The 26,286-nt window shown below is 33.3% G+C and carries 20 protein-coding genes; 6 read left to right on the top strand and 14 right to left on the bottom strand.

The window, feature by feature from the left end:
- Nucleotides 1-50: 50 nt before the first annotated feature.
- From pnpS to MHB47_RS05930, 4 genes are all read right to left on the bottom strand, one after another.
- Entirely contained in the window at nt 51-1,745 is a 1,695-nt protein-coding gene (gene pnpS, locus MHB47_RS05945; RefSeq protein WP_340755657.1) for a two-component system histidine kinase PnpS, read from the bottom strand.
- Nucleotides 1,745-2,455 (bottom strand): response regulator transcription factor, encoded by a 711-nt coding sequence (locus MHB47_RS05940; protein WP_002507366.1) that lies wholly within the window; start codon nt 2,453-2,455, stop codon nt 1,745-1,747. The genes pnpS and MHB47_RS05940 overlap by 1 nt, the downstream gene beginning before the upstream one ends.
- A gap of 471 nt (nt 2,456-2,926) precedes the next feature.
- Entirely contained in the window at nt 2,927-4,195 is a 1,269-nt protein-coding gene (gene icd, locus MHB47_RS05935; RefSeq protein ID WP_107516849.1) for an NADP-dependent isocitrate dehydrogenase, read from the bottom strand.
- 61 nt (nt 4,196-4,256) lie between these two features.
- Complete coding sequence (locus MHB47_RS05930; RefSeq protein WP_340755654.1) at nt 4,257-5,375, bottom strand: citrate synthase; 1,119 nt, start codon at nt 5,373-5,375, stop codon at nt 4,257-4,259.
- A gap of 356 nt (nt 5,376-5,731) precedes the next feature.
- Between MHB47_RS05930 and MHB47_RS05925 the strand changes: the two genes are divergently transcribed.
- On the top strand, nt 5,732-7,096 hold the full coding sequence (locus MHB47_RS05925; protein ID WP_340755652.1) for an amino acid permease: 1,365 nt from the start codon (nt 5,732-5,734) through the stop codon (nt 7,094-7,096).
- Between the two features lie 226 nt (nt 7,097-7,322).
- On the opposite strand, the gene pyk is transcribed toward MHB47_RS05925, so the two are convergent.
- From pyk to MHB47_RS05885, 8 genes are all read right to left on the bottom strand, one after another.
- Nucleotides 7,323-9,083, bottom strand: a complete 1,761-nt coding sequence (gene pyk, locus MHB47_RS05920) for a pyruvate kinase (protein ID WP_107514749.1) — start codon at nt 9,081-9,083, stop codon at nt 7,323-7,325.
- A 20-nt stretch (nt 9,084-9,103) separates the two neighbouring features.
- Nucleotides 9,104-10,072, bottom strand: a complete 969-nt coding sequence (gene pfkA, locus MHB47_RS05915; protein ID WP_340755649.1) for a 6-phosphofructokinase — start codon at nt 10,070-10,072, stop codon at nt 9,104-9,106.
- Between the two features lie 338 nt (nt 10,073-10,410).
- Entirely contained in the window at nt 10,411-11,355 is a 945-nt protein-coding gene (locus tag MHB47_RS05910) for an acetyl-CoA carboxylase carboxyltransferase subunit alpha (RefSeq protein WP_340755648.1), read from the bottom strand.
- On the bottom strand, nt 11,348-12,214 hold the full coding sequence (gene accD / locus MHB47_RS05905; RefSeq protein ID WP_002507359.1) for an acetyl-CoA carboxylase, carboxyltransferase subunit beta: 867 nt from the start codon (nt 12,212-12,214) through the stop codon (nt 11,348-11,350). The genes MHB47_RS05910 and accD overlap by 8 nt, the downstream gene beginning before the upstream one ends.
- 80 nt (nt 12,215-12,294) lie before the next feature.
- Entirely contained in the window at nt 12,295-13,527 is a 1,233-nt protein-coding gene (locus MHB47_RS05900) for an NAD(P)-dependent malic enzyme (protein ID WP_002507358.1), read from the bottom strand.
- A 255-nt stretch (nt 13,528-13,782) separates the two neighbouring features.
- Complete coding sequence (locus tag MHB47_RS05895) at nt 13,783-16,986, bottom strand: DNA polymerase III subunit alpha (RefSeq protein WP_340755646.1); 3,204 nt, start codon at nt 16,984-16,986, stop codon at nt 13,783-13,785.
- Nucleotides 16,987-17,007: 21 nt separating this feature from the next.
- Nucleotides 17,008-17,943: a DHH family phosphoesterase gene (locus MHB47_RS05890; RefSeq protein WP_056935722.1), complete on the bottom strand. Its 936-nt coding sequence runs from the start codon at nt 17,941-17,943 to the stop codon at nt 17,008-17,010.
- Between the two features lie 36 nt (nt 17,944-17,979).
- Nucleotides 17,980-19,272, bottom strand: a complete 1,293-nt coding sequence (locus MHB47_RS05885; RefSeq protein WP_340755643.1) for a DRTGG domain-containing protein — start codon at nt 19,270-19,272, stop codon at nt 17,980-17,982.
- A 228-nt stretch (nt 19,273-19,500) separates the two neighbouring features.
- On the opposite strand from MHB47_RS05885, the gene MHB47_RS05880 reads away from it, so the two are divergent.
- Nucleotides 19,501-19,914, top strand: coding sequence for a universal stress protein (locus MHB47_RS05880; RefSeq protein ID WP_002507354.1), 414 nt, complete (start codon nt 19,501-19,503; stop codon nt 19,912-19,914).
- A gap of 216 nt (nt 19,915-20,130) precedes the next feature.
- Here MHB47_RS05880 and MHB47_RS05875 read toward each other — a convergent pair whose 3' ends face one another.
- Nucleotides 20,131-20,820 (bottom strand): metal-dependent hydrolase, encoded by a 690-nt coding sequence (locus tag MHB47_RS05875; protein ID WP_340755641.1) that lies wholly within the window; start codon nt 20,818-20,820, stop codon nt 20,131-20,133.
- Nucleotides 20,821-21,027: 207 nt separating this feature from the next.
- Between MHB47_RS05875 and MHB47_RS05870 the strand changes: the two genes are divergently transcribed.
- Nucleotides 21,028-22,080, top strand: coding sequence for a M24 family metallopeptidase (locus MHB47_RS05870; RefSeq protein WP_107516729.1), 1,053 nt, complete (start codon nt 21,028-21,030; stop codon nt 22,078-22,080).
- Entirely contained in the window at nt 22,077-22,706 is a 630-nt protein-coding gene (locus MHB47_RS05865; protein WP_002507351.1) for a copper homeostasis protein CutC, read from the top strand. Before MHB47_RS05870 ends, MHB47_RS05865 begins: the two co-directional genes overlap by 4 nt.
- A gap of 323 nt (nt 22,707-23,029) precedes the next feature.
- Here MHB47_RS05865 and ald read toward each other — a convergent pair whose 3' ends face one another.
- Entirely contained in the window at nt 23,030-24,145 is a 1,116-nt protein-coding gene (gene ald, locus MHB47_RS05860; RefSeq protein WP_340755638.1) for an alanine dehydrogenase, read from the bottom strand.
- A gap of 141 nt (nt 24,146-24,286) precedes the next feature.
- Here ald and MHB47_RS05855 point away from each other — a divergent pair, with 141 nt between their 5' ends.
- Both MHB47_RS05855 and MHB47_RS05850 read left to right on the top strand, forming a co-directional pair.
- Complete coding sequence (locus MHB47_RS05855) at nt 24,287-24,790, top strand: universal stress protein (RefSeq protein ID WP_002507349.1); 504 nt, start codon at nt 24,287-24,289, stop codon at nt 24,788-24,790.
- A gap of 260 nt (nt 24,791-25,050) precedes the next feature.
- Complete coding sequence (locus MHB47_RS05850) at nt 25,051-26,223, top strand: esterase-like activity of phytase family protein (protein WP_340755636.1); 1,173 nt, start codon at nt 25,051-25,053, stop codon at nt 26,221-26,223.
- Nucleotides 26,224-26,286: the final 63 nt, after the last annotated feature.

The following is a 26,286-nucleotide window of genomic DNA, read 5'->3' as shown; positions in this document are numbered from 1 at the left end:
CATTTTAAATTTGTATAAAATCACACAACAATTATAAATTTAAAGTATACTTATTCTGTTTCAAAAAATGTAATTCTAAATGTTGAGCCTTCATTCGGACTACTAATTACATTAATTCTACCATTATGGGCTTCCATAATATGTTTTGTAATAGACAATCCTAAGCCTGTGCCACCTGAATCTCTACTACGTGCTTTATCTACTCTATAAAAGCGTTCAAAAATATGTTTTTGGTCTTCTTCACTTATACCCATACCGAAATCTTCTACTTCTAGTATACGCTTATTACCCTCTTTATATACACGTACAATAACTTCATCAGATTCCTTAGAGTAACTAATTGCATTGGATAGTAAATTGATAACAACTTGTGAAACTTTATCATTATTTGCATCAATGACAATATCAGGTGTCACTTCATTTATAATTGTTATATCTTTACTTTCAGCAATCGTCTGCATATTTTTAATCGTTAGTTCCGCAATGTCAGACAAACTAATATATTCAGTTTCTATTTCAGATTGTTGTTCGACATGAGATAAATCTAGTAAATCAAAAACTAAGGTTTCTATGCGATTAGATTCTTTAGAAATGATTTGTAAAAAATCATCTAATGCCTGTTCATCATTTTTTGCCCCATCTAGTAATGTTTCAGCAAATCCTTTTATTGAAGTAATAGGTGTTTTTAATTCGTGTGATACATTTGCTACAAATTCACGACGTAAATTTTCAAGCTTTTTAAGGTTTGTGATGTCATGCATAACAATAACCATGCCATATAAATTTTTCTTAGTTTTTGACAAAATTGGTACGCAAGCAGTATCAAAATATTTCTGATGCACTTGATCTATGGTTAATTCTACTTGATCATAAATAGGTTTTTCTACTTTAAACGCATCAACAATAAGTTTTTGTATTTTAACATCGATAAACTCAACATAACTTTTATGCTCTACTGCTTCTTCAGGCGTAAATAACTCATAATATGCTTTATTTGCTACAACAATTTCACCATATTTATCAATCATTAATATGGAACTCGGAATACTTTCTACAGTTGTTTTTAGTCTATTGGATTGTAGCTTTTGCTTATGATTTAAACGTTGTAAACGTCTAGCTAATTCATTTGTAGTAACGAACAACTCTCTCGTTTCTTTTACGTTGCTCTCTGGCACCCTCACATGATAATACCCCTCAGCCAAAAGGTTCGTGGCATACGTTACTTCATTAATAGGTCTTATATACGTTCTATTGATACTTCGAACGACAAAGAAAATAATCACTAAAACAATTAAACCAATTAAAGCCGTGTATTTCCACAGTTCAATTTGTAATTCTAAGATTTCATTATTTACACCACTAATCAAAACGTCTTTATCTTTGATTGAAGTCTTGAATGTATATCTTCGATCATCGGCTACGTTATCATAAATTAGGTTTGAAGGAATAGCATCATTTCTTATATCTTCATTTATCTCAGTTCCTTGTTTTGTGGACAACAAGACATCGTTACCTTTTTCAATAACTACAGTATATTTTTCACTTTCAGCAATATCTTTGATTTCAGCTATTTTATCATGGTTGTACAAACTAACGAAATGCTCTGAACGATGCTCTAGGTCCCCTTCTTGACCCGTAGTAACCGTGTTATAAATAACATGTGTTATGATTGCGCCTAGCATAATAAAGCTAATGATAACGATGGTACATAATAAAAATAAGAGGCGGTGATGAAACTTCAGCATTAAACCTTAGGTCTCTCCAACTTATATCCTAAACCTCGTACTGTTTTGATAAGTTTAGGTTGTTTTGGGTTTTCTTCTAATTTATCTCTTAAATGACTAATATGTACATCCACAATTCTAGAGTCACCCGCGAATTCATAATTCCATACTGAATTTAACATATGTTCACGTGTGATCACTCTACCCTGTCTTTCGATAAGATATAATAACAGTTCAAATTCTTTTGGTGTTAATTCTAATAATTCATCTTCTCTATACACTTCAAAATATTCTGGTCTAATTCTGATTGAACCAATAAGTATGTCATCTTCATCATTTTCAATTTGAGCTGCTTCTGTAACCATCGCAGATCTTCTTAAAATAGCTTTGACTCTTGCTACTACTTCTCTTGGTGAAAATGGTTTAGTCATGTAATCATCTGCACCAAGTTCTAGTCCTAGTACACGATCAAATTCATCATCTTTAGCTGTCAGCATTAAGATGGGTACAAGATTTTTATCAGAACGAATCGTTTTACAAACTTCTATTCCATCTTTTTTTGGAAGCATGACATCTAACACAACTAATTCGGGATTTGTAGCATTGACCTTCTCCAGTGCTTCTTCTCCATCATAAGCTACATCCACTATATACCCAGCTTGTTCTAAATTATATTTTAATAAGGTTACGATTGATTGCTCATCATCTACTACAAGTACTTTTTGTGACATAGTATACCTCCATATTTGTGTTTACAAATTAATTATAACTTATATTTAAATAAAAATAACATACTTTAAATTCTTTTCACATAAACTTTACAATACCTAGAATAAAGGATCAAATTAAGTATTCATGAATTTAATGTAATTGTGATGTTAACAATCTGTTGCGCTGTTGATTTCATTTCACCGATTTTTTAAAAATTCATACATTAACAAAATCTTAACATTTAATTAACAACATGAACACTTATATCATTGAAAATATGCAATCCAGAGAAATTGTTCGAGTTAATATACATCAAACAACGTTCTTAAATTTACAATTTACATTAAAAAATGTGGATTAAATGCTATTTGTGAGGCACTTTTTACTAACTTATGAAAATCACAAAAAAATACCAACAAAATCCTAAGATATTGTTGGTATTTTTAAAATCAATTCGTATTGAATCTTTAAAGACTCAATACGAATTTGTATTATTTGATGTTTTTAATAAGTTCATCTGCAAACTCAGAAGTAGAAACTTCTTTAGCACCGTCCATTAAACGAGCAAAGTCGTAAGTTACCACTTTAGAAGCAATTGTTTTCTCAATTGATTCAGTGATCTTATCTGCAGCTTCTTGCCATCCTAAGTGTTCTAACATTAATGTTGCACTTAAAATTTCAGATGATGGGTTAACTTTGTTTAATCCTGCATATTTTGGAGCTGTACCATGTGTAGCTTCAAAAATAGCATGACCAGTTTCATAGTTAATGTTTGCACCAGGTGCAATACCAATGCCGCCAACTTGTGCTGCTAACGCATCAGATACATAGTCACCATTTAAGTTCATTGTAGCTACTACATCATGATCTGATGGACGTGTTAAGATTTGTTGTAAGAAAATGTCAGCAATTGAATCTTTAACGATAATTTTGCCTTCTTTTTCTGCTTTTTCTTGCGCTTCGTTTGCTTTGTCTTTACCTTCTTTTTCAACAATTTCATCATATTGCTGCCAAGTAAATACTTTATCACCAAATTCGTTATGTGCTAAGTCATAACCCCATTGTTTAAATGCGCCTTCAGTAAATTTCATGATATTACCTTTGTGCACTAATGTTAATGATTTACGATTATTTTCTAAAGCGTATTGTATAGAAGCACGTACTAAACGCTCTGTACCTTCTTTAGAAACTGGTTTCACGCCAATACCTGATGTTTCTGGGAATCTAATATTTTTAGCGCCCATTTCATTTTGTAAGAATTCAATTAATTTCTTAACTTCAGGTGTGCCTTCTTGGAATTCGATACCAGCATAAATGTCTTCAGTATTTTCACGGAAAATAACCATATCAGTGTCTTCAGGACGTTTAACTGGTGATGGAACGCCTTGGAACCAACGTACTGGACGTAGACATGTAAATAAATCTAATTCTTGACGTAAAGCAACGTTAAGTGAACGGATGCCGCCACCAATTGGTGTTGTTAAAGGACCTTTAATAGCAATTAAATATTCATTAATCGTATCAAGTGTTTCTTTAGGTAACCACTCGCCAGTTTCATCGTAAGCTTTTTGTCCAGCTAATACTTCTTTCCATTCGATTTTCTTTTCACCGTTATAAGCTTCTTCAACCGCTGCATCGATTACTCTGCTAGCCGCATTCCAGATATCTGGTCCAATACCATCACCAATAATAAATGGGATGATTGGATTATTTGGAACTGTTAAACCTTCTTGTGATTTTACTATTTTTTCTCCTGACATGTAAAAAAACCTCCGTGTTTTGTTTTTGATTAAATATTTTAATAATGAATGATTAAACTTATTATCTTTTTTCTATTGGTTCATATTTTCTATCTGTTTCACCAATATACTCAGCTCTTGGACGCATAATTCTATTATCTCTATATTGTTCTAAGATATGTGCAATCCAACCAGAAGTTCTACTTACTGCAAAAATTGGAGTGAATAAATCATGTTCGATGTTCATACTATGATAAACGGTCGCACTAAAGAAATCCACATTGGCTATTAAGCCTTTTTCTTCTTTCATCTTATCAGCAATTTTAACGGAAATATCAAACAATTGACTTTGACCTGTTTCTGCTGTAATTTTTCTACTCATATCTTTTAAGTATTTCGCTCTTGGATCACCATCTTTATATACGCGGTGTCCAAAGCCCATAATCTTTTCTTTATTTTCAATTTTTTTATCGATGTAATTATCAACTTCATCAATTGATTTCACTTCAGATAACATGCTCATGACACGTTCATTTGCCCCACCGTGAAGTGGACCTTTCAATGAACCAACTGCAGCAACAATACCTGAATACATATCGGATAATGATGAAACAGCACATCTTGCTGTAAATGTTGAGGCATTTAACTCATGGTCTGCGTGTAATACAAGCGCTTTGTTAAACGCTTCGACTTCGATATCTGTAGGTAATTCTCCTCTTAACATATATAAGAAGTTACCAGCATAATTTAAATCGCTATTTGGTTTTACAACATCTTTACCTTCTCTAACTCTTGCATATGCTGTAACAAGAGAAGCTATTTTAGCTTGAATACGTATCGCACGCTCCATTGTTTGTTCATCGCTTTCAGTTTCAGCATGTTCATCAAAATGGGCAATATAAGACACAGATGTTCTTAACGCTGTCATTGGATGCACGTTACTAGTAGCGTATTCTTTAAAGTGGCTATACACTCTAGGATTTAATGTCATGTATCCAAAAAGTTTTTCTTTTAATTCTTTTAATTCTTCTTCATTAGGTAATCGGTAGTGCCATAACAAGAAGACAACTTCTTCAAACTCAGCATTTTGAGCTAAATCATCAATATCATAACCTGCATATGTTAATTGACTATCAATGATAGAACTTACTTTAGTTTGAGATGCAATTACCCCTTCTAAACCTTTTTGTAACTCTGCCATATATAAATTCCCCTTTTCTATTTCGTTATGAAATGGCTTTCATTAACCATTATATCCAATTTCGTCCCTTTTGTGAATATTTAAAGTTTAATCCTCTTGCCAGAACACTAAGAAATAAGTATTTGTTTATATACCCTTAAAACACATCATGATATTAAATGGTGTTATAAACTCATTCTAGTATGTAAAGCCTTACAGTTCAATTTTTATTACTTTTCATTTGGTTATCATTATTAATAACTAATTATTAATGTAGTTTTATCCTTAATTTTTTTATGGTTCAATTAAAAAACAGTTGTAATATTTTAAAGACAGTTGCATAATAATAAAACGACAAAATGAAGGAGTAGTAGATTATGTCAAACAATGAATTACAGAGAGAACTAAGCAACCGGCACATCCAGCTGATTGCAATTGGTGGCGCAATTGGTACAGGTCTGTTTTTAGGAGCTGGTCAAACAATCGCGTTAACTGGCCCTTCTATTTTACTTACATATATCATCATTGGTTTTATGCTATTTATGTTTATGCGTGGCTTAGGAGAAATGCTTGTAACAAATACTAATTTTAAGTCTTTCGCAGATGTCACGAATAAGTACATTGGTTCTTTTGCAGGTTTTGTGACTGGTTGGACTTATTGGTTATGTTGGATTATCACTGGTATGGCTGAGGTAACTGCAGTTGCTAAATATGTAAGTTTTTGGTTTCCTCACATTCCAAATTGGATCAGTGCATTATTCTGTGTACTTGTACTTATGTCACTTAATTTATTAAGTGCTAAACTATTTGGTGAATTAGAATTTTGGTTTGCAATCATTAAAATAGTAACGATTCTTGCTTTGATTGTTGTTGGTGCAATTATGATTATTATGGCCTATGACACACAATTTGGACATGCTTCATTATCTAATTTATACAATAATGGCATATTTCCTAAAGGTGTTAATGGATTTTTAATGTCATTCCAAATGGCTGTATTCTCATTTGTGGGTATCGAATTAATAGGTGTTACTGCAGGCGAAACTAAAGATCCAACTAAGACTCTACCGAAAGCAATTAATAGCGTTCCTTTACGTATATTAGTCTTTTATGTTGGTGCATTAGCTGTAATCATGTCAATCATCCCATGGAATGCTATAAATCCTGACGATAGTCCATTTGTTAGATTGTTCGCACTAATTGGTATTCCATTTGCAGCAGGCATTATTAATTTCGTTGTTCTAACTGCAGCGGCGTCTTCTTGTAACAGCGGCATTTTTTCTAACAGTCGTATGCTCTTTGGTCTTTCTAATAAAAAACAAGCACCGCCTTATTTTGCATCAACGAATAAAAATGGCGTTCCGCACATTGCAATATTTGTCTCATGTGCATTACTGATGATTGCAGCTTTATTAAATTATATTGTCCCGAATGCGACACTCGTCTTCACTTATATCACCACTGTATCTACAGTGTTGTTTTTAGCTGTTTGGGCATTAATCATTGTTGCTTATATTAATTATACTAAACGTAACCCAGAAGCTCACAAACAGACTAATTTTAAATTAGTAGGCGGTAAATATATGGGGTATATCATCTTAATATTCTTCTTGTTAGTATTTTGTTTATTGTTCGTAAATGAGGTTACAAGAACAGCGGTATTTTTAACACCAATATGGTTCGTTATGCTAAGTTTAATGTACTTAAGATATAAAAAAGTAGCACGTACTCAAGATAAATAAAAAAAGATATTTTCAAAATAAACTATCTATACACATTGCTTGCGAACCAATGTGTATAGATAGTTTTTATTATAATTAAAATCAAGAATACTTTGTTATTTCATATAAAATTGAGTGAAAATTAAAAAGAGAGTTAATTGAATTTAAAATTCAATTAACTCTCAACTTCTTATATGATTTCAAACAGGAATTTACAACTACCTATTAGTTTATATTGGTAAATCTATTATAGAACGTTAGCATATCCTTCAAAGATTTTACCTTGATTTGCATCAATAGTAACTAAAACATCATTTTGTATTTCTTTAGTTGCGTTTTCAACACCAACAACTGTAGGAATACCTTTTTCTAAACCAATGATTGCACTTGGAGAAGTGATGCCATTTTCCTCTGTGATTAAACCAATTGCATTTTCAATATAAGGTACAAGTGTTTCGTCTACTGAAGACGTTACAATAATAGTTTCAGATAGATCTTTACCTTCTAACTCACTTGCATTATTAACAACAAGTGTTTGGCCAACAACTGAATTTCTTCCAATACCTTGTCCTTTAGCAAGTTCATCTCCTACTAAATGTAATTTCATCATGTTAGTAGTACCTTTTTCACCTGTTGGAACACCAGCAGTGATAATAATTAAATCACCATTTTGAACTTTTTCAGTTTCAACTGCAGTTGCTACAGCATTATTTAATAATGCATCTGTAGTTTTACGACCTTCTTTGATTACTGGATGAATTCCCCATACTAGAGCACATTGGCGTGCAGTTTCTGGATTAGGTGTTACTGCGATAATGTCTGATTGTGGACGATATTTAGAAATCGTACGAGCAGTTGAACCACTTTCTGTAGCAGCAACAATTGCTTTTACATTTAAGTTTAATGCTGTATGTGCAACTGAAACACCAATTGCGTTAACAAGTGACGTTTCTACTAATTTAGTACGATCTGACAATAATTTTTTATAATCTTGTGCACCCTCAGCAGAAACTGCAATATTACGCATTGTTTTAACTGCTTCTTCAGGATAAAGTCCAGCAGCTGTTTCACCAGAAAGCATTACTGCGTCTGTACCATCATAGATTGCGTTGGCAACATCACTTGCTTCGGCACGTGTAGCACGTGGATTTCTTTGCATAGAATCAAGCATTTGTGTCGCAGTGATAACAGGTTTGCCTAATTTATTACATTGTCTGATTAAATCTTTTTGCACCATAGGTACTGATTCTGGTGGAATTTCAACACCCATATCACCACGTGCAACCATTAAACCGTCTGAAACTTCAAGAATATCTTTGATGTTGTCAATACCTTCTTGGTTTTCAATTTTAGGTATAATGCTGATTGTTGTATTTTTTTGTGCTTCAAGTAATTTACGGATATCAAGTACATCACTTGGACGACGTACGAAACTAGCTGCGATGAAATCAACGCCTTCGCTAATACCAAAATTAATATCTTCAGCATCTTTATCAGTAATACCAGGTAAACTTACTTTAACGCCTGGTAAGTTTACACCTTTTTTATTTTTTAATTCGCCAGTGTTTAATACATCACAAACAACTTCGCCATTATCTTTGTCGATACGTTTAACTTGTAATTCAATTAAACCATCATCTAATAAAATATATGAACCTTCTTCTACATCATTGATTAAATTATCATAAGTTACTGAGAATTTTTCAGGTGTACCTTCTACTTCTGTCATGCTTACGATGACTTCAGTATCTCTTTCAAGTTCAATACCGCCATCTTTCATACTGTGTGTACGAATTTCAGGTCCTTTAGTATCAAGTAAGATTGCAACAGTTTTACCTAATTTTTTAGATACTTTACGAATCGAGTCAATTCTTGCTTTATGTTCTGCATGATCACCATGTGAAAAGTTTAAACGTGCAACATTCATTCCGGCTTTCATTAATTTCTCAAGCATTTCTTCCGATTCTGACGCTGGTCCAATAGTACAAACAATTTTAGTTTTTCTCATTAATAATGCCTCCAAGTATTTTATATAGATAATTCATTTGTTAATTCATAAGTTTCAAAATCGAACTCATGTTGATCTGATCTAAATATTTCTTCAAATGGTGTATCAGTTAATTCATTATTACGGATTCCCACACCAATAGCAGTTTTCCCTTGTAATAATAAATCTACTGCATGCCCACCTAAACGTGACGCTAACACACGATCTGCTCCACTTGGGCTACCACCACGTTGGATGTGACCTAATACAGAAACACGTGCATCAACATTAATATACTTAGTTAACTCTTGAGCGCAAACCTCTCCAGACATACAACCTTCTGCTACCATGACGATTGAATGTTTTTTGCCTCTTTTAATACCATTATCGATTTTTTCAGCTACATCTTTGATGTCTGTTTCTACCTCTGGAACGATAATTGTTTCTGCACCTACAGACATGCCTGCCCACAATGCTAAGTCTCCACAATCACGTCCCATAACTTCTATAATAAAGGTTCTAGCATGACTCGATGCTGTATCACGGATTTTATCAACACAATCAATAATAGTGTTTAATGCTGTATCAAATCCAATTGTAAAATCTGAACCATTAATATCATTATCAATCGTACCAGGTATTCCAATTGTCTGGATTTCTTCACATTCTTCACTTATACGTTGCGCGCCTCTGTAACTACCGTCTCCACCGATAACTACAAGGCCTTCGATTCCTCTTTTACGTAAGTTTTCTATACCTTTCTTACGCATTTCTACTTCTTTAAATTCAGGACACCTTGCTGAATATAAAAAAGTGCCTCCGCGTTGAATTGTATCCCCAACAGAACCGAGTTCAAGCTTTTCGATATCATCGTTTAATAAACCTTGATAGCCTTGGTAAACACCATAGACTTCAATGTTATTAAAAATCGCTTTTCTAACTACAGCTCTTACAGCTGCGTTCATGCCTGGAGAATCTCCACCACTTGTCAACACTGCAATTTTTTTCATGACGACAAACCTTTCTAACATGTATTTCTTATTCTAAAAATACCATAAATAATACAATGGTGCCATTAAAATAAGGCTTTGTGCCAAATGTAAACGTTTTAAAGTAATCTGAACTATTAATTTATAAATAGTAAGCGTTTACTATAATTTTCGGCAAAAATGAAATGAGCGCTCTTATGTATTTACCTTTAAATTATATTTCTTAAACAATATATTTATTTTTTAAATAAAATAAATATTTGTGTTTACTCAATCTACTTCTCTACAACTATAAAAAATGGCTGTGAAGAAATCTATCGTCATAGACTTTTTCACAGCTCATCTCAATATGTTTGATATTATTCGTGAAATGCACCAATATTTCTAAATTTTGCATAACGGTCATCAACAAGTTGTTGTTTACTTAGCTGACTTAATTCTGCTAAATGATATTCAAAACCTTTCTTGATGTTTTGTGCTTGAATTTCAACATCATGGTGTGCGCCACCTAATGGTTCTTTAATTACATCATCAGCTATATTGAGTTCACGTAAATCTTCAGCAGTAATCTTCATTGTTTCTGCAGCAATTTTTGCAAGATTACTGTCTTTCCATAACAGTGCAGAAGCACCTTCAGGTGAAATAACTGAATACGTACTATTTTCAAGCATCAATATACGATTTGTAATACCTAAACCTAAAGCTCCTCCACTACCACCTTCACCAATCACAATAGAAATGACCGGCACTGTTAACGAAGCCATTTCAACTAAGTTTCTAGCGATAGATTCACTTTGTCCACGTTCTTCTGCTGCTTTACCTGGATACGCACCTTTAGTATCGATAAAAGTAATAATAGGTCGATTGAATTTTTCCGCCTGTTTCATCAATCTAATTGCTTTTCTATAACCTTCTGGATGTGCCATCCCAAAATTACGATAAATATTATCTTTGGTATCTTTACCACGTTGTTGTCCAACTACAGTAACAGCTTGGCCATTCAAATAACCAATGCCACCAATCATTGCAGGATCATCTCTATAATTTCTATCACCATGAAGTTCCATGAATGAATCAAATATATAAGGTATGTAATCTAAAGATGTAGGTCTTTCTTGTAAACGTGCTAATTGCACACGATCCCATGGTTTAAGGTTTGTATATACCTTTTCAGTCTCTCTCTCTAAAGAAGCTTCAAGCATATCAATTTCTTCTTGAAGATCTACATCATTCTTTTCTTGAGATTCTTTTAATGATTCAATTTTATTTTCTATTTCAAAAAGCGGCTTTTCAAAATCAAGCATTTGTTTTCACCTCTTGGTGCATTTTTAAGATATTAGATAACGTTGTTTTCATTTCTTTTCTATGTACTACTTTATCTAATTGACCATGTTCTAATAGAAATTCTGCAGTTTGGAAATCATCTGGTAATTTTTCATTAATAGTTTGTTCAATAACACGTCTTCCAGCAAATCCAATTAACGCTTTTGGTTCACTAAGATTAATATCACCTACAGAAGCAAAGCTTGCAGAAACACCACCTGTAGTTGGATTAGTGATGTAAGAAATATACAATAACCCCGCATCCGCGTGTTTCTTCAGTGTCACACTCGTTTTACCCATTTGCATTAACGATATAATACCTTCTTGCATTCTAGCTCCACCGCTTGCTGAAAATAAAATAAATGGCAAACGATTTTCAATACAATGCTCAATAATTCTACAAATTTTCTCGCCTACTACAGAACCCATGCTGCCCATTCTGAATCTAGCATCCATAACAGCAACACCATAACTTATACCTTCTAAATTTGCAGTTCCAGTCACTACTGCTTCGTTCAGCTCAGTTTTTTGTCGATCTTTTTGGATTTTTTCTTCATAACTTGGGAAGTCCAATGGGTTTGCCGAAGTCATGCCTCTATCAAATTCTTTAAATGTACCTTCGTCGGAAATAGCTTCAATACGTTTATAAGCTGTAAGTGCAATGTGATGATCACAGTTAAAACAAACGTTTAAGTTTTCAGCTAATTCTTTCGTATACATAATTTTTTTACATTTAGGACATTTCGTCATAATACCTGCAGGAACATCACTTTGTTTTGAATCCGATACGGTCACGTACTTTTTCTTTTTACTACTTCTATTGAAAAAATCTTTAAACATTGGTAAACCTCCACATAAATATCGCAATCTTTCTCTACACTTAACTGTAAGTCGCGTATTGAGTTCAGGATTAACGAATATTATTTATCTAAGTCTGTTAATTTCATTGTCTTTTCATAAATTTCCTCTGGGTCCATATCATTTCTAGCAACGCCAGACTCCATTGCTGCTTTTGCAACTTCTCTAGCGACTGATGGTGCTACACGCTTATCAAACGGACCAGGAATACAATAATCAGGATTCAATTCTTCTTGATTAATTAAATTAGCAATCGCTTCAACCGCAGCCTGTTTCATTGCTTCATTAATTTGTGTTGCTTCTACATCTAAAGCACCTCTAAATATACCTGGAAATGCTAAGACATTATTAATTTGATTTGGAAAATCTGAACGGCCTGTTCCTATTACTTTTGCACCTGCTGCTTTTGCAACATCTGGCTGAATTTCTGGGTTAGGGTTTGCCATAGCAAAGATAATTGGATCATCAGCCATAGATTCGACCATCTCTTTTGTTAATAAATCTGCAACAGAAACGCCTATAAACACGTCAGCATCTCTGATGACATCATTTAAGCTACCCTCAATTTTCTCTCTATTAGTCCACTTAGCTACGTATGCTTTCGTATCATTCATACCGAAAGCACGATCTTCAAAAATAGCACCTTTAGAATCACACATAATCATATCTCTAACACCATAAGAATATAATAATTTAACAATAGCCATACCAGCTGCACCGGCACCATTAAGAACGACCTTAATGTCTGACAAATCTTTATCCACTATTCTTAAGGCATTGATCATACCTGCTACTGTAACGATTGCTGTACCATGTTGATCATCGTGAAATACTGGTATTTTAGTTTCTTTTTTCAAACGCTCTTCTATTTCAAAACAGCGCGGCGCTGAAATATCTTCTAAGTTAATGCCACCATAATTCGGTTCTAATAATTTCACAGTGTTCACTATATCATCTGTATCTGTAGTATTTAATGCAATAGGCACACCATCGATACCAGAAAAACTTTTAAATAACACTGCTTTCCCTTCCATTACTGGGATACTCGCTTCTGCACCAATATTTCCTAATCCTAAAACAGCTGTACCATCTGTTACAACAGCTACAGTATTGCCTTTCATGGTATACTCAAAAACTTTTCGAGAATCTTCATGTATTTCTTTACAAGGCTCTGCGACACCTGGTGAATAAGCTAAACTTAATTCTTCTTTATTAGTAACTTGTACCTTAGGTGTTACTTCCAACTTTCCTTGATTTCGTCTATGCATTTCTAATGCTTCGTCTCTCAATGTCATGTAAATCTACCCCTTTACATTCAACTAGTATAAAAATCAGTTCATATATATTTTTATTACAATCTAACTTAAATTACAAATGATATTGCTAACAAGATGTCGATTTCACTCATACAGTGAATATTTGTAATAAAAATATATAGATTGATTTGACATTAAATAATTCTTATCTTTAATTTAGTTAGAATTAAAACTGACGGCAAGTTTATGCTTAACCATCAGTTTACTATACCATAGTTCATAGTGCTATTAAAGTTAAATAATTCTTATATCCCAAGGGGAAAACCGTTGTATAAATGTATTTAATACGTCGTTATCACGTGTGATATAACCTATGATTTTGAACTTATTTTGCTCCTCTTGGAAATACTTAACAGGAATATAGTTACTATTTTCTGTTTGTGCTAAAAATTGCTTTAATTCTGTTTCATCGCTTAGGTTTCTAATTACAATTTGTTTCGCTTGTTCAAATGTACTCACTTCAAAAGCTTCAACCGTCTCTATCTGATTAATAATAAGCTGCTTCTTATTATTCCTATTTTCAAACTTACCTTTTAGGATAAATGTCTCATCCGTTTTCAAATCTGTTTCATATTTTTTGAATGTATCTGGAAAAACAACCCCATCCAAACTATTAACTCCATCATTTAGTGTTACAAAAGCCATATTTTGACCGTTTTTAGTACGTATACGTTTAATATTATCAATTTGAACAAAAATCGGTTGATTATCTCGTGCATTAGTAAGTTTATATATACCGAGATATTGCTTTTGTTCAAAAGCTTTTTCGACAGGGTGTGTTGAAACATAAAAGCCTAAATATTCTTTTTCATAATCACTCAATACTTTATCCGGCAATTCCTCTTTGTCTTCATATGTCGCTTTAGGCGTTAATACATCAAATATAAAACCGTCTTGTTCAATATCAGATGAACTATCAAGTACTTGATCAATTGACTGTAGTAGTGTAGCACGATTTTTGCCAAAGGTGTCGAAAGCGCCTACTAATATGAGCGCTTCAAGTAATTTTCTAGATTTAATCCTTTTAGGAATGCGTCTTGTAAAATCAAAAAAGTCTTTAAAATGCCCATTTGTTATGCGTTCATCAACAATTAACTTAACACTTTGATAACCTACTCCTTTAATCGCACCAATTGACAAGTAGATACCTTGTTTAGTTGCTTTATAGAACCAGTGACTTTGATTAATATTCGGCGTTAAAATATTGATTGATTGATGCTTTGCTTCATCAATAATTTGCGCTGTCTTCTTCTCGCTACCGATAGTATTGCTCAAAATATTAGCGTAAAAATAATTGGGATAATGTACTTTTAAATAACTCATAATATAAGCGATTTTAGAATAGCTTACGGCATGGGCACGTGCAAAGCCATAGTCTGCAAATTTTAGAATCAAATCAAATATTTGTTTACTTAAACTTTCATCGTAGCCATTTTTCAAAGCTCCATCCACAAAGTGTTGACGTTCACTTTCTAATACAGCACGGTTCTTTTTACTCATCGCACGTCTTAAAATATCCGCTTCTCCATAACTAAAGTTTGCGAACTTACTGGCAATTTGCATGATTTGTTCTTGATAAATGATAACGCCATAAGTGTTACTTAATATCGGTTGTAAATCACTGTGCAAATATTGCACTTTAGATGGATTATGCCTTCTCGTAATATAGGTAGGTATTTCCTCCATAGGACCTGGTCTGTATAAAGACGTTACAGCTACAATATCTTCAAAATGTTCAGGTTGTAATTTTTTCAATACATTTCTAATACCATCTGATTCAAGTTGGAAAATACCTGTAGTATCACCTTGAGATAATAATTGAAAGACTTTGCTATCATCAAAAGGTATTTGCTCTATATCAATATGTGTATTCGTGTCTTTTTTAACTTGTTTCACAATTTGATGAATAATGGATAAATTCCGTAACCCTAAGAAGTCGATCTTCAACAAGCCTATTCTCTCTGCTTCCGTCATCGTCCATTGTGTTAATAATCCAGTATCACCTAACGTCAATGGTGCATATTCATATAATGGGTGATCATTAATAATGATACCTGCAGCATGTGTTGATGTATGGCGAGGTAACCCCTCTAATTTTTTACTAATTTCAAACCATCGTTCATGCCTATGGTTTCGGTGTACAAACTGTTTAAAATCATTTTGTTCGTAAGCTTGATCTAAAGTGATACCTAGCTTGTGTGGTATTAATTTTGAAATTTCATTCAAAGTAACCTCATCAAATCCCATAATTCTACCAACATCTCTAGCTACTGCTCTAGCTAACAAATGACCGAACGTTACAATACCTGCAACGTGATTATCACCATATTTTTCCTGTACATATTGAATAACTTTATCTCTATGCGTGTCTTCAAAATCAATATCAATATCCGGCATTGTTACACGTTCCGGATTAAGAAAGCGTTCAAACAATAAATTATATTGTATAGGATCAATCGTAGTAATATTTAAAAGATAACTTACCAATGACCCTGCCGAAGAACCACGACCAGGTCCTACTAATACATCATGCGTTTTCGCATAATGTATTAAATCACTTACTATAAGAAAGTAATCTTCAAACCCCATGCGAGTAATGACTTGATACTCATGAACAAGTCTTTCTCTATAAGTGTCGAATTGGTTATGATTTAAATTCAGTTGATTTAAGTTTTCTTGTAATACTTGCCATAAATAATCTTTTGATTGCTGATTGTCCGGCGTTTTAAATTTAGGTAATAAAGACTGATGATATATCATTTCAGCTTGACATATTGTTGCAAGTTGATTTGTGTTATCTAGCACTTCCTTACTTAAATGAAGTGTAGTCAAATCGCTATAATCGTATAAATGTGCATCATAATCAGGTTGTTCACTCACTAAATCTAATTTAGCGTTATCCCTAATGGCAGCGAGCGCAGTAAGCGTATCAGCATCTTGTTGGTTAAGATAACGTGTACTTTGAGCCCAAACCATTGGTAATTCCAATGTTACTTCACTCGTATGATTTACATAAATATGTGTATCATCAGTAAAATCAGCTACAATAGCTTCATTTGATGATGATACATCTTTAAAAATAACAACAATATGCTGTAGATATTTTTTCAGCCATTCTATAGGTGTTTCAGTTTTTTCTTTCATTTTTATAGCAGACGACAGCTTAAACATATCTTTTAGTCCTTGCTCATTTTGCGCTAGCACTATCGTTTCCACTGACTCTAAACCATCTGTCACAAAAATCGTCATACCGAAAATAGGATGAATATTTGCTGCAATACACGCGTCATAAAATTGTGGGTAACCGTATAAGACATTTGTGTCTGTAATCGCTAACGCGGTGTACCCTTCTTTAGCGGCCTTAGCAACAACATCTTTTATTCTCAAACTAGAATGTAATAAGTCATATGTTGTATGAATATTTAAATGCGTAACCATCAGCAAACACCTCCTATATACTTACAACTTATTATTTAAAGCTTCGGCTAATGAATTAAATTCGTTCCAGTTTGCAACAGAAACACCTGATGCATTTGGATGACCTCCACCACCAAATTCACTTGCAATATCATTAATCACAATGCCTTTTGAGCGGATGCGACATCTTATTTCAGTGCCTTCATCAACAGCAAAGACCCATATCTTCAAGCCTTGAATATCTGCAATCGCATTTACAAATAAAGAAGCTTCGTTAGCCGCAATATTAAACTGCTTAAGCACATCTTGTGTAATAATTATTTTACAAAATCCATTTTCATCTAACTCAAAGTTCTGTAATACATATCCTTGGAATGGTAAGAGTTTCGGGTCTTTTTCGCCCATTTGATTAAGCTCTTCATTATGATTAAATGGATATTTGAGTAACTGGCTTGCAACTTCCATCGTATGGGGCGTCGTATTATTAAATAAGAAACGACCTGTATCACCAACAATTCCTAAATATAGTACGCGTGCAACAGAGGCATCTATCACTGTTGTGTCATTAAAATGCGCAATAAAGTCAAAGATAATTTCACTTGTAGAAGAAGCCTGTGCATTCACATAATTAATATCACCATATTGATCCACTGCTGGGTGATGGTCGATTTTAATTAGGGAACGACCTTTATTAAAGCGCTCATCACTAATCCTTGGTGAATTAGCCGTATCACAAACAATCACTAATGCATCTTTGTATTGTTCATCTGTAATTTCGTCAAAAGTTCCAATAAAATCTAACGAAGGCTCTGATTCCCCAACTGCAAATATGTTTTTTTCTGGAAACTTTAATGTTAAATAGTGTTTCAAACCAAGCTGTGAACCATAAGCATCTGGATCAGGTCTGACATGTCTATGTATAATAACTGTTTCAGCTTCGTTAATTTCACTCATAATTTGATTGAATTCTTTAGTCATTTATATCTTCCTTTTCATTAATTATATAAAATTCGTTTAATCTATCATCTGGCAGATAATCATTGCTTTCGCTACATGATGCTCATCAGTAGACATTGTCACTTCTAATTTAGCAAAGTTTCTTCCTACATCTAACATATCATAATGCACATCGATTTCTGATTCGATTTGTACTGTCTTAATATATATGATGTTCAAACTTTCTATCATGACTTCAAGTTTTTTTAACTTTCTCATTTCATAGCGTACTGTTTCTTCAATTATAGCGACAAATACAGCTTTACTTAAAGTACCATATTGATTCGTTAATAGCGGGGTAGATTGAACTTGAATACCATTATTTGTAATGTTGATATGTTTTGCAATTTGATCATTAATAGTTTCCCCCACTTGAGGTTGTCGACTTAATAATTGCATCGCTGTTAATACATCTTTTCTCGTTATAACACCTATAAGTTTTTTGCTACTTGTAGTCACTGGTAACAGTTCTATACCTTCCCAAATCATCATATGGGCACAGTTTGCTACTGTGGTAGTTAATTGGACATTTATAGGTGCCTTCGTCATAAACTGAGCTATCGTGTCATAATCATCCATTTTTATAATTTCTTTACTCGTAATAATACCTACTAATTTCCATTGTTCATCAATAACTGGAAATCTTGAATGTCCAGTAGCTCTTGCTTTTTCTTTATAATCAATCAACTTCATATTTTCAAAGATTACTGTGCTCTCTTTCACTGATTTTACAATATCTTCAACGACCAATATTTCTTTACGAATCATTTGGTTATACATTGCTCTATTAATGATGTTTGCTACTAGATATGTGTCATAATTAGAAGAAAGTATTGGTAGATCATGTTCATCCGCATACTTTATAATTTCATCAGAAGTTCTAAAACCACCTGTAATCAGCACCGCACTTCCTCTTTTTAAAGCTGCTAATTGTACATCTTTACGATTACCTACAATCAATAATGTATGCGTACTTAAATATTTTACTACATCGTCTATCTCCATCGCACCTATGGCAAACTTGGTTAGTGTTTTAATTAAACCGTTTCTGCCGCCTAACACTTGACCGTCTATAATTTTTACAATTTCACCAAATGTAAGTTGTTCAATTTGTTCGCGCGTTTTCTTTTCTATGCGAACAGTACCTACGCGGTCAATTGTTGCTACCAAGCCAATTTGACCAGCATCTTTAATCGCTCGGTAAGCTGTACCTTCAGATACACTTAAATCCTTCGCTACTTTTCTAACAGAAATTTTTTGTCCTACTGCTAGAGATTCTATATATGATAAAATTTGCTCATGCTTTGTCATTTAAATAACCTCATTTTTATTGAACAGTTTCTATGCCATTATAACTTCTTATATCTAAAATTGCGATGTCACAATTCAAATTATGGTAGATTATAACTTTATAATGTTGAACTGCACCTTTTAAATAATATAAATAATTCTTTTAAAGAAATTAATATGTAAGATTTTATATTATAATTGGATTTATCAAGGAATTTTGATTAGAATGATATTAAGGAGGGATGAACAATGTTCAAAAATATTTTACTTGGTGTAGATACAACACTTACTAACGAAAAAGCACTTAAAGAAGTATCAAAATTAGCAGGTGAAGGAACGACGGTCACTATTTTAAATTCAATTAGTGAACAAGATGCACAATCATCAATTAAATCTGGTATTCATTTAGATAAACTAGTTGAAAAGCGCAGCAAAGGACTTGAGCCAACACGTAAGGCTTTAGATGAATATGGCATCAAATATGATGAAATTATTGTTCGTGGCAGTGCCAAAGAACAACTAGTTAAACAAGCAAATAGTGGCAAATATGAAATCGTCGTACTCAGTAACCGCAAAGCTGAGGAAAAGAAAAAATTTGTCCTTGGTAGCGTCAGCCATAAGGTGGCGAAAAGAGCAAACATCCCTGTTCTTATTGTAAAATAATATAAAACTCAAACACCTTTGTATTAATTTGAGTTTATCATCTAAACAAACCTAGCGCACAAATGCATTGGGTTTGTTTTTAGTTTATATTCTTAAAAATTTGAAATATAAATGAATACTTAGAATAATTCTTATAAATAAACATAAAAATGTCGACAAAATAATGAGATTTTGTCGACATTTTATTTTATTATGAATTCTAATCCATTAAACGTTTTAAAACTTAACTGATTCTCCAGGTTTTAAAATTTGTACCTCTCCTACCGTAACAGCAGATTTAAATTCATTTGGATCTTGTTCAATCAATTCAAATGTATCATAGTGCACAGGTACAGTAATTTTGGGTCTTATAAATGTGTTGATTGCATAACTTGCATCATCGATACCCATAGTAAAGTTATCACCAATAGGTACAAAACAAACATCCACAGGATGACGTTCTGCAATTAATTTCATGTCGCTGAATAATCCTGTATCTCCAGTGTGATAAATTGTTTTGCCTTCAACTTCTATAATAACCCCCATCGGCATGCCAAGATAAACTGGAATACCATTATCGTCAGTTAAACTTGAACTGTGAAAAGCTTGTACAAATTTCACTGTACCAAATTCAAATTCAGCTTTTCCGCCAATGTTCATTGGTCTTACATTTTCAACATTTTTATTTGTAGTTAAATAATCACCCAGTTCTGCTGAACCAATTACAGTTGCATTATTTCTATTAGCTAATTCGACTGTATCTCCGAAATGATCACCATGACCATGCGTTAAAATGATATAGTCTACTTCTATAGCATTTGCATCTAAATCTGACTGACCATTGCCAGTAATAAATGGATCTACAATTACTTTTTTACCGTTCGCTTCAAAATAAATCGTTGATTGTCCATGAAATGATAAGTTCATTATATGAATTCCTCCCATAAATCTGTTTATTTACTACATACCACATTCATACTATTTTATAACATATCCGTGCATTTTATAAAGCGCTTTTATGCATATTTTTAAAGCATTTAGCTAAAATAGCATCATTATAACATTTTATTTTTGAATTCCGTAATGAACTAACATAAACTTAGAATGATAGTATTTTTAGGAGGATGATGATAAATGAAATTAGAACAGATTACCGCAGAATTAAAATCACAACAAGCTGGAGCAGCATGGATTACAACACCATTAAACATTTTTTACTTTACAGGCTATTTAAGTGATCCTCATGAACGTTTGCTCGCATTATTAATCAAAGAAAATGGTGAACAAGTATTATTTTGTCCACAATTAGAAGTTGATGAAGTAAAAGCCTCGCCTTTTGAGGGCGAAGTAATTGGATATTTAGACACAGAAAATGCATTAGACAAATATACGTTCACTGTAAATAAATTATTAGTTGAAGCTGAACATTTAACAGTAAAACGTCAACGCGAACTCGTTGAAGCATTTAATGTACAAACTTTTGGTGATATTGACCAAACAATTAAAGACTTACGTAATGTTAAAAGCGAAAATGAAATTGCTACTATTAAAAAAGCATGTGAACTTGCTGACAAATGTATTGAAATCGGTGTAGACTTTTTAAAAGAAGGTGTCACAGAACGCCAAGTTGTCAATCATATTGAGAATGCAATCAAAGATTACGGTGTGAATGAAATGAGTTTCGATACGATGGTACTCTTCGGCGATCACGCTGCTTCACCACATGGTACGCCTGGTGATCGTCAATTACAAAAAGATGAATATGTACTATTTGATCTTGGTGTTATTTATAACAATTATTGTAGTGATATGACTAGAACCGTTAAATTTGGCGAACCAAATGATAAAGCTCAAGAAATATATAATGTTGTTTTGAAAGCTGAACAAGAAGCAATTGCAGCAATCAAACCAGGCGTTACAATTAAAGATGTAGATGATATTGCACGTAATATTATCAGTGATGCAGGTTATGGTGATTATTTCCCTCATCGTTTGGGACATGGATTAGGCTTAGAAGAACATGAGTATCAAGATGTTTCTAGTTCAAATACCAACCAATTTGTTGCTGGAATGGTTATCACTGTTGAACCAGGCATATACGTTCCCGGCGTTGCAGGTGTACGTATTGAAGACGATATTTTAGTAACTGAAGATGGTAATGAAAGTTTAACGGGTTACGAAAAATGATAAAAGAAGCGGTTGTTGAAACAATTCAACAAGTTGAACAAGCAATAAGCAATGGTGCTGATCGTATAGAATTATGTGATAATTTGAGTGTGGGAGGAACAACACCTAGCATCGGAATGATTGAAATCGCGACAGAAATTTGTCATACCAATGAGGTTGAAATCGCAGTAATGATTCGCCCGCGTGGTGGTAATTTCGTATATAATTTATATGATTTTGAAATCATGCAACGAGACATGAAAGCAATCAAACAACTTAACGTAGATTACTTTGTATTCGGATGTTTGACAGAGGATAATGTCTTAAATGAATGGCAAATGAAGACTTTGAACAACCTAGCATCACCTGTACCATCCGTGTGTCATATGGCGTTCGATGAAATTCATTTACATGGTCAAATCAAAGCGCTACATCAGCTAATTGATATTGGCTTTGTTAGATTACTTACACATGGTGGTCCATCAGGGACTGATATTTTCGATAATTTAAATCAACTCGGCAAGCTTGTGGTTAATACAGGCGGACGTATCGAAATCATGCCTGGTGGCGGGTTAAATAAAGATAATTTGCAAGATTTAATATCTTCTTTCCCTTTCCAAGAAGTACATGGTACAAGAATCGTTTAAAACTTGTCATTGATAGTTTAACTTCTTAAAACATAAGATCTTATAGAGTCAATAAAACAGGCTGGGACATAATTACATGTCTCAGCCTGTTTATTATATTGGCAGCAACTGACTGAATTGAAAATACGCTTATAACAAACTTTTAAAGCACTTCTACTGGCCATATAACACTACTAGACAATTATGTATAAAAAGTGCCGACAAAGTCAGTTACTTTGTCGGCACTTTAGAGTGAGATACATAAATATATGTCCTACTCTTATTTTATTTACATCAATTTAATACAATCAATTCGTTATGGTTGAGTTGTATTATAGGTATTTTTATTTTAATGCACTTTCAATATCGCTATATGATAAGTTTAATGCATCTGCAACACCTTTATTAGTTAATTTACCATTAATCGTACTTAAGCCTAAAGATAAAGCTGGATTATCTTGTAGTGCTTTTAAATAGCCTTTTCCAGCTACTTGTTGCGCATATGGTAACGTCGCGTTGTTTAATGCGATTGTTGACGTACGCGGTACTGCACCAGGCATATTAGCTACTGCATAATGTACTACGCCATGTTTTTTATAAGTTGGGTCATCGTGTGTAGTAATACGATCTGTTGTTTCGAAAATGCCACCTTGGTCGATCGCAATATCAACAATCACTGCCCCATCTTTCATTTGTTTAACCATTTCTTCAGTAACGAGTTTTGGTGCTTTTGCGCCTGGAATAAGCACTGCACCAATGACTAAGTCACTATTTTTAACGCATTGCTCTATGTTTAATGGGTTTGACATGATTGTATGTACTCGACCACCAAACAAGTCTTCTAATTGTTGTAAACGTTTAGGGTTAACATCTAAAATTGTAACGTCAGCACCTAAACCTAAAGCAATTTTCGCAGCATTAGTACCGGCTTGGCCGCCACCAATAATACTTACGCGTCCTTTTTCTACGCCAGGTACACCACCAAGTAGAATACCCATGCCACCTTTATATTTCTGTAAGAACTCAGCACCAATTTGAGCAGACATACGACCTGCCACCTCACTCATTGGTGTTAATAATGGTAAAGAACGATCTGGCAATTGCACTGTTTCATAAGCGATACTAATGACTTTGTTTTCTAATAAAGCTTTAGTCAATTTCTCTTCATTTGCTAAATGTAAATAAGTAAATAAAATTAATCCTTCCCCAAAGAATTGGAATTCTTCTTCCAATGGTTCTTTAACTTTCATAACCATATCTACGTTCCATACTTCAGCTTGTTCATTTACAATTTTTGCACCAGCTTCAGTATAGTCCACATCATCAAAATAAGAGCCTAAACCAGCAGATTTTTCAACAACAACATTATGACCTTGCTCAACTAATGCATGCACACCACTTGGGGACAAACTCACCCTGTTTTCATTGTTTTTAATCTCTTTAGGAATACCTATAATCATTTCATCCACCTCCAAATTTATAGTAACGTGTATTCTATGAAAGCGCAATCAAAGAATAGAGTACTTTTACAACAGTGAATTATGTTAATATTCTGTAAATGGTGGTATAATATATATAAGAAGAATAAGGAGGTCATTGATATGCTAACTTATAAAAACATTTTAATTGCGGTAGATGGTTCACACGAGGCTGAATGGGCGTTTAATAAAGCTGTAGATGTTGCAAATCGTAACGAAGCAAAATTAACAGTTGTGAACGTCATTGATTCACGAACATATTCATCATACGAGGTTTATGATGCACAGTTCACTGAGAAATCTAAAAATTTCTCTGACGACTTGTTAAAAGGTTATAAAGAAGTTGCAACAAACGCTGGTATTAAAGATGTTGAAACTCGCTTAGAATTTGGTTCTCCAAAAGCAATTATTCCAAAAAAATTAGCGTCTGAGGTAGAAGCTGATTTAATTATGTGTGGTACTTCTGGTTTAAATGCTGTAGAAAGATTTATTGTTGGTTCTGTATCTGAAGCAATCGTGCGCCACTCACCTTGTGATGTACTCGTTGTACGCACTGAAGAACTGCCAGAAGATTTCCAACCACAGGTAGCAACAGACGAACTTAGATCGCAACACCAAGCTCACTAAAATATACTAGTTTAATTTTATAAAAATGATTTAGTTACATTTAAAGTCTAAACAAAAGTTATTAATTTGTTTCGCTAGGATAGTTTGTTCATTTATTTAGAGCAATCTATCCTTTTTAATATATAAAAGAATGAGCATGTAAAGTTATATTGCGCATTCAAAGTGATTTTTACAAACTCCTTATCAAAACTTCATATACACTTTAAACAAAAGATATATGATTGAAGTGAAACGCATAATGAAAGGAGTATTAACAACTTATGAAACCGATGCATAAAGCACTTATAACAAGCATGTTCACATTATTTATTTCGAGCACAACATTACATAGTGAAATAATTGCTGCAGAAAAAGACAATACAACACGTACAGCAGATCGTCTCAAATTAATAGACACTAAAATCTTACCGTTTGATAAAACTTACAAAGATACAAAAGTTGGCGGATTGTCTGGTATAACGTATGACCCTAAAAATGATAAATGGTTACTTATTAGCGATGACCGATCAGAACACAATCCAGCAAGATTCTATGAAGCTGATATTGACTATAATAGCAATGAATTCAAAGACGTCAAATTTAATGGCGTCCACAAGTTAAAACAACCGAATGGCAAAGATTACATCAATAAAGAGCAATATAAGAACGGCGATGATAATATTGTTGCTGACCCAGAATCGATACGGTTCGACCCACATACTAATGAGATTCTATATACTAGTGAAGGAGATCGTTCCTTAGGATTGAATCCATTTATTCGTAAAGCAACTGAAGATGGTAAATATTCAACTGAAATTCCTGTTAAAGATACAATAAAAATGGATAAACAAAATAAGAAAGGTTTCCGTAATAATCAAGCTATTGAAGGTAGCACTTTTTCTCAAGATGGTAATACGTTATGGACTTCTATGGAGGGCCCTCTAATACAAGATGGCCAAAAACCTACACCTGAATCAGGCGCTTTATCACGCATCACACAATATGATCGCGAAGGCAACATATTATCTGAATTTGCATATCCACTTGATGCCATTCCTAAAAAACCTGGCAAAAACAAACAAGCTGATAATGGAATCACAGAAATATTAGCCATTAATGATCATGAATTTCTCACTCTAGAACGTGCATCTGTACAAGCAGAAGATGGTTCATTTAGTAATTATGTGCGTATATATAAAATTGATGTTAGTAAAGGAACTGATATCAAAGATATAAATTCACTCAAAGAGACAAACGCAAAACCTTTAAACAAAACGCTGGTTGCTGATTTAAATGAACAAGATATTGGTAAAGTTGATAACATTGAAGGCATGACTTTTGGTAAAAAATTGCCCAATGGTAATGACAGTCTAGTATTGACAGCCGATAATAACTTTAATGAAACACAACAATCTCAAATTATTGCTTTTGAGGTTAAACCAGAGAAAAAATAATCCATTTTAAAAACTGATTAATAAAATAATAAAAGCACCCATTCATTATTTTTTCTAATGAAT

It is taken from the genome of Staphylococcus sp. FSL K6-3157 (genome assembly GCF_038005145.1).
In the GTDB taxonomy this organism is placed as follows: Bacteria; Bacillota; Bacilli; order Staphylococcales; family Staphylococcaceae; genus Staphylococcus; species Staphylococcus equorum.
This window is presented reverse-complemented; position numbering and strand designations above follow the sequence as displayed.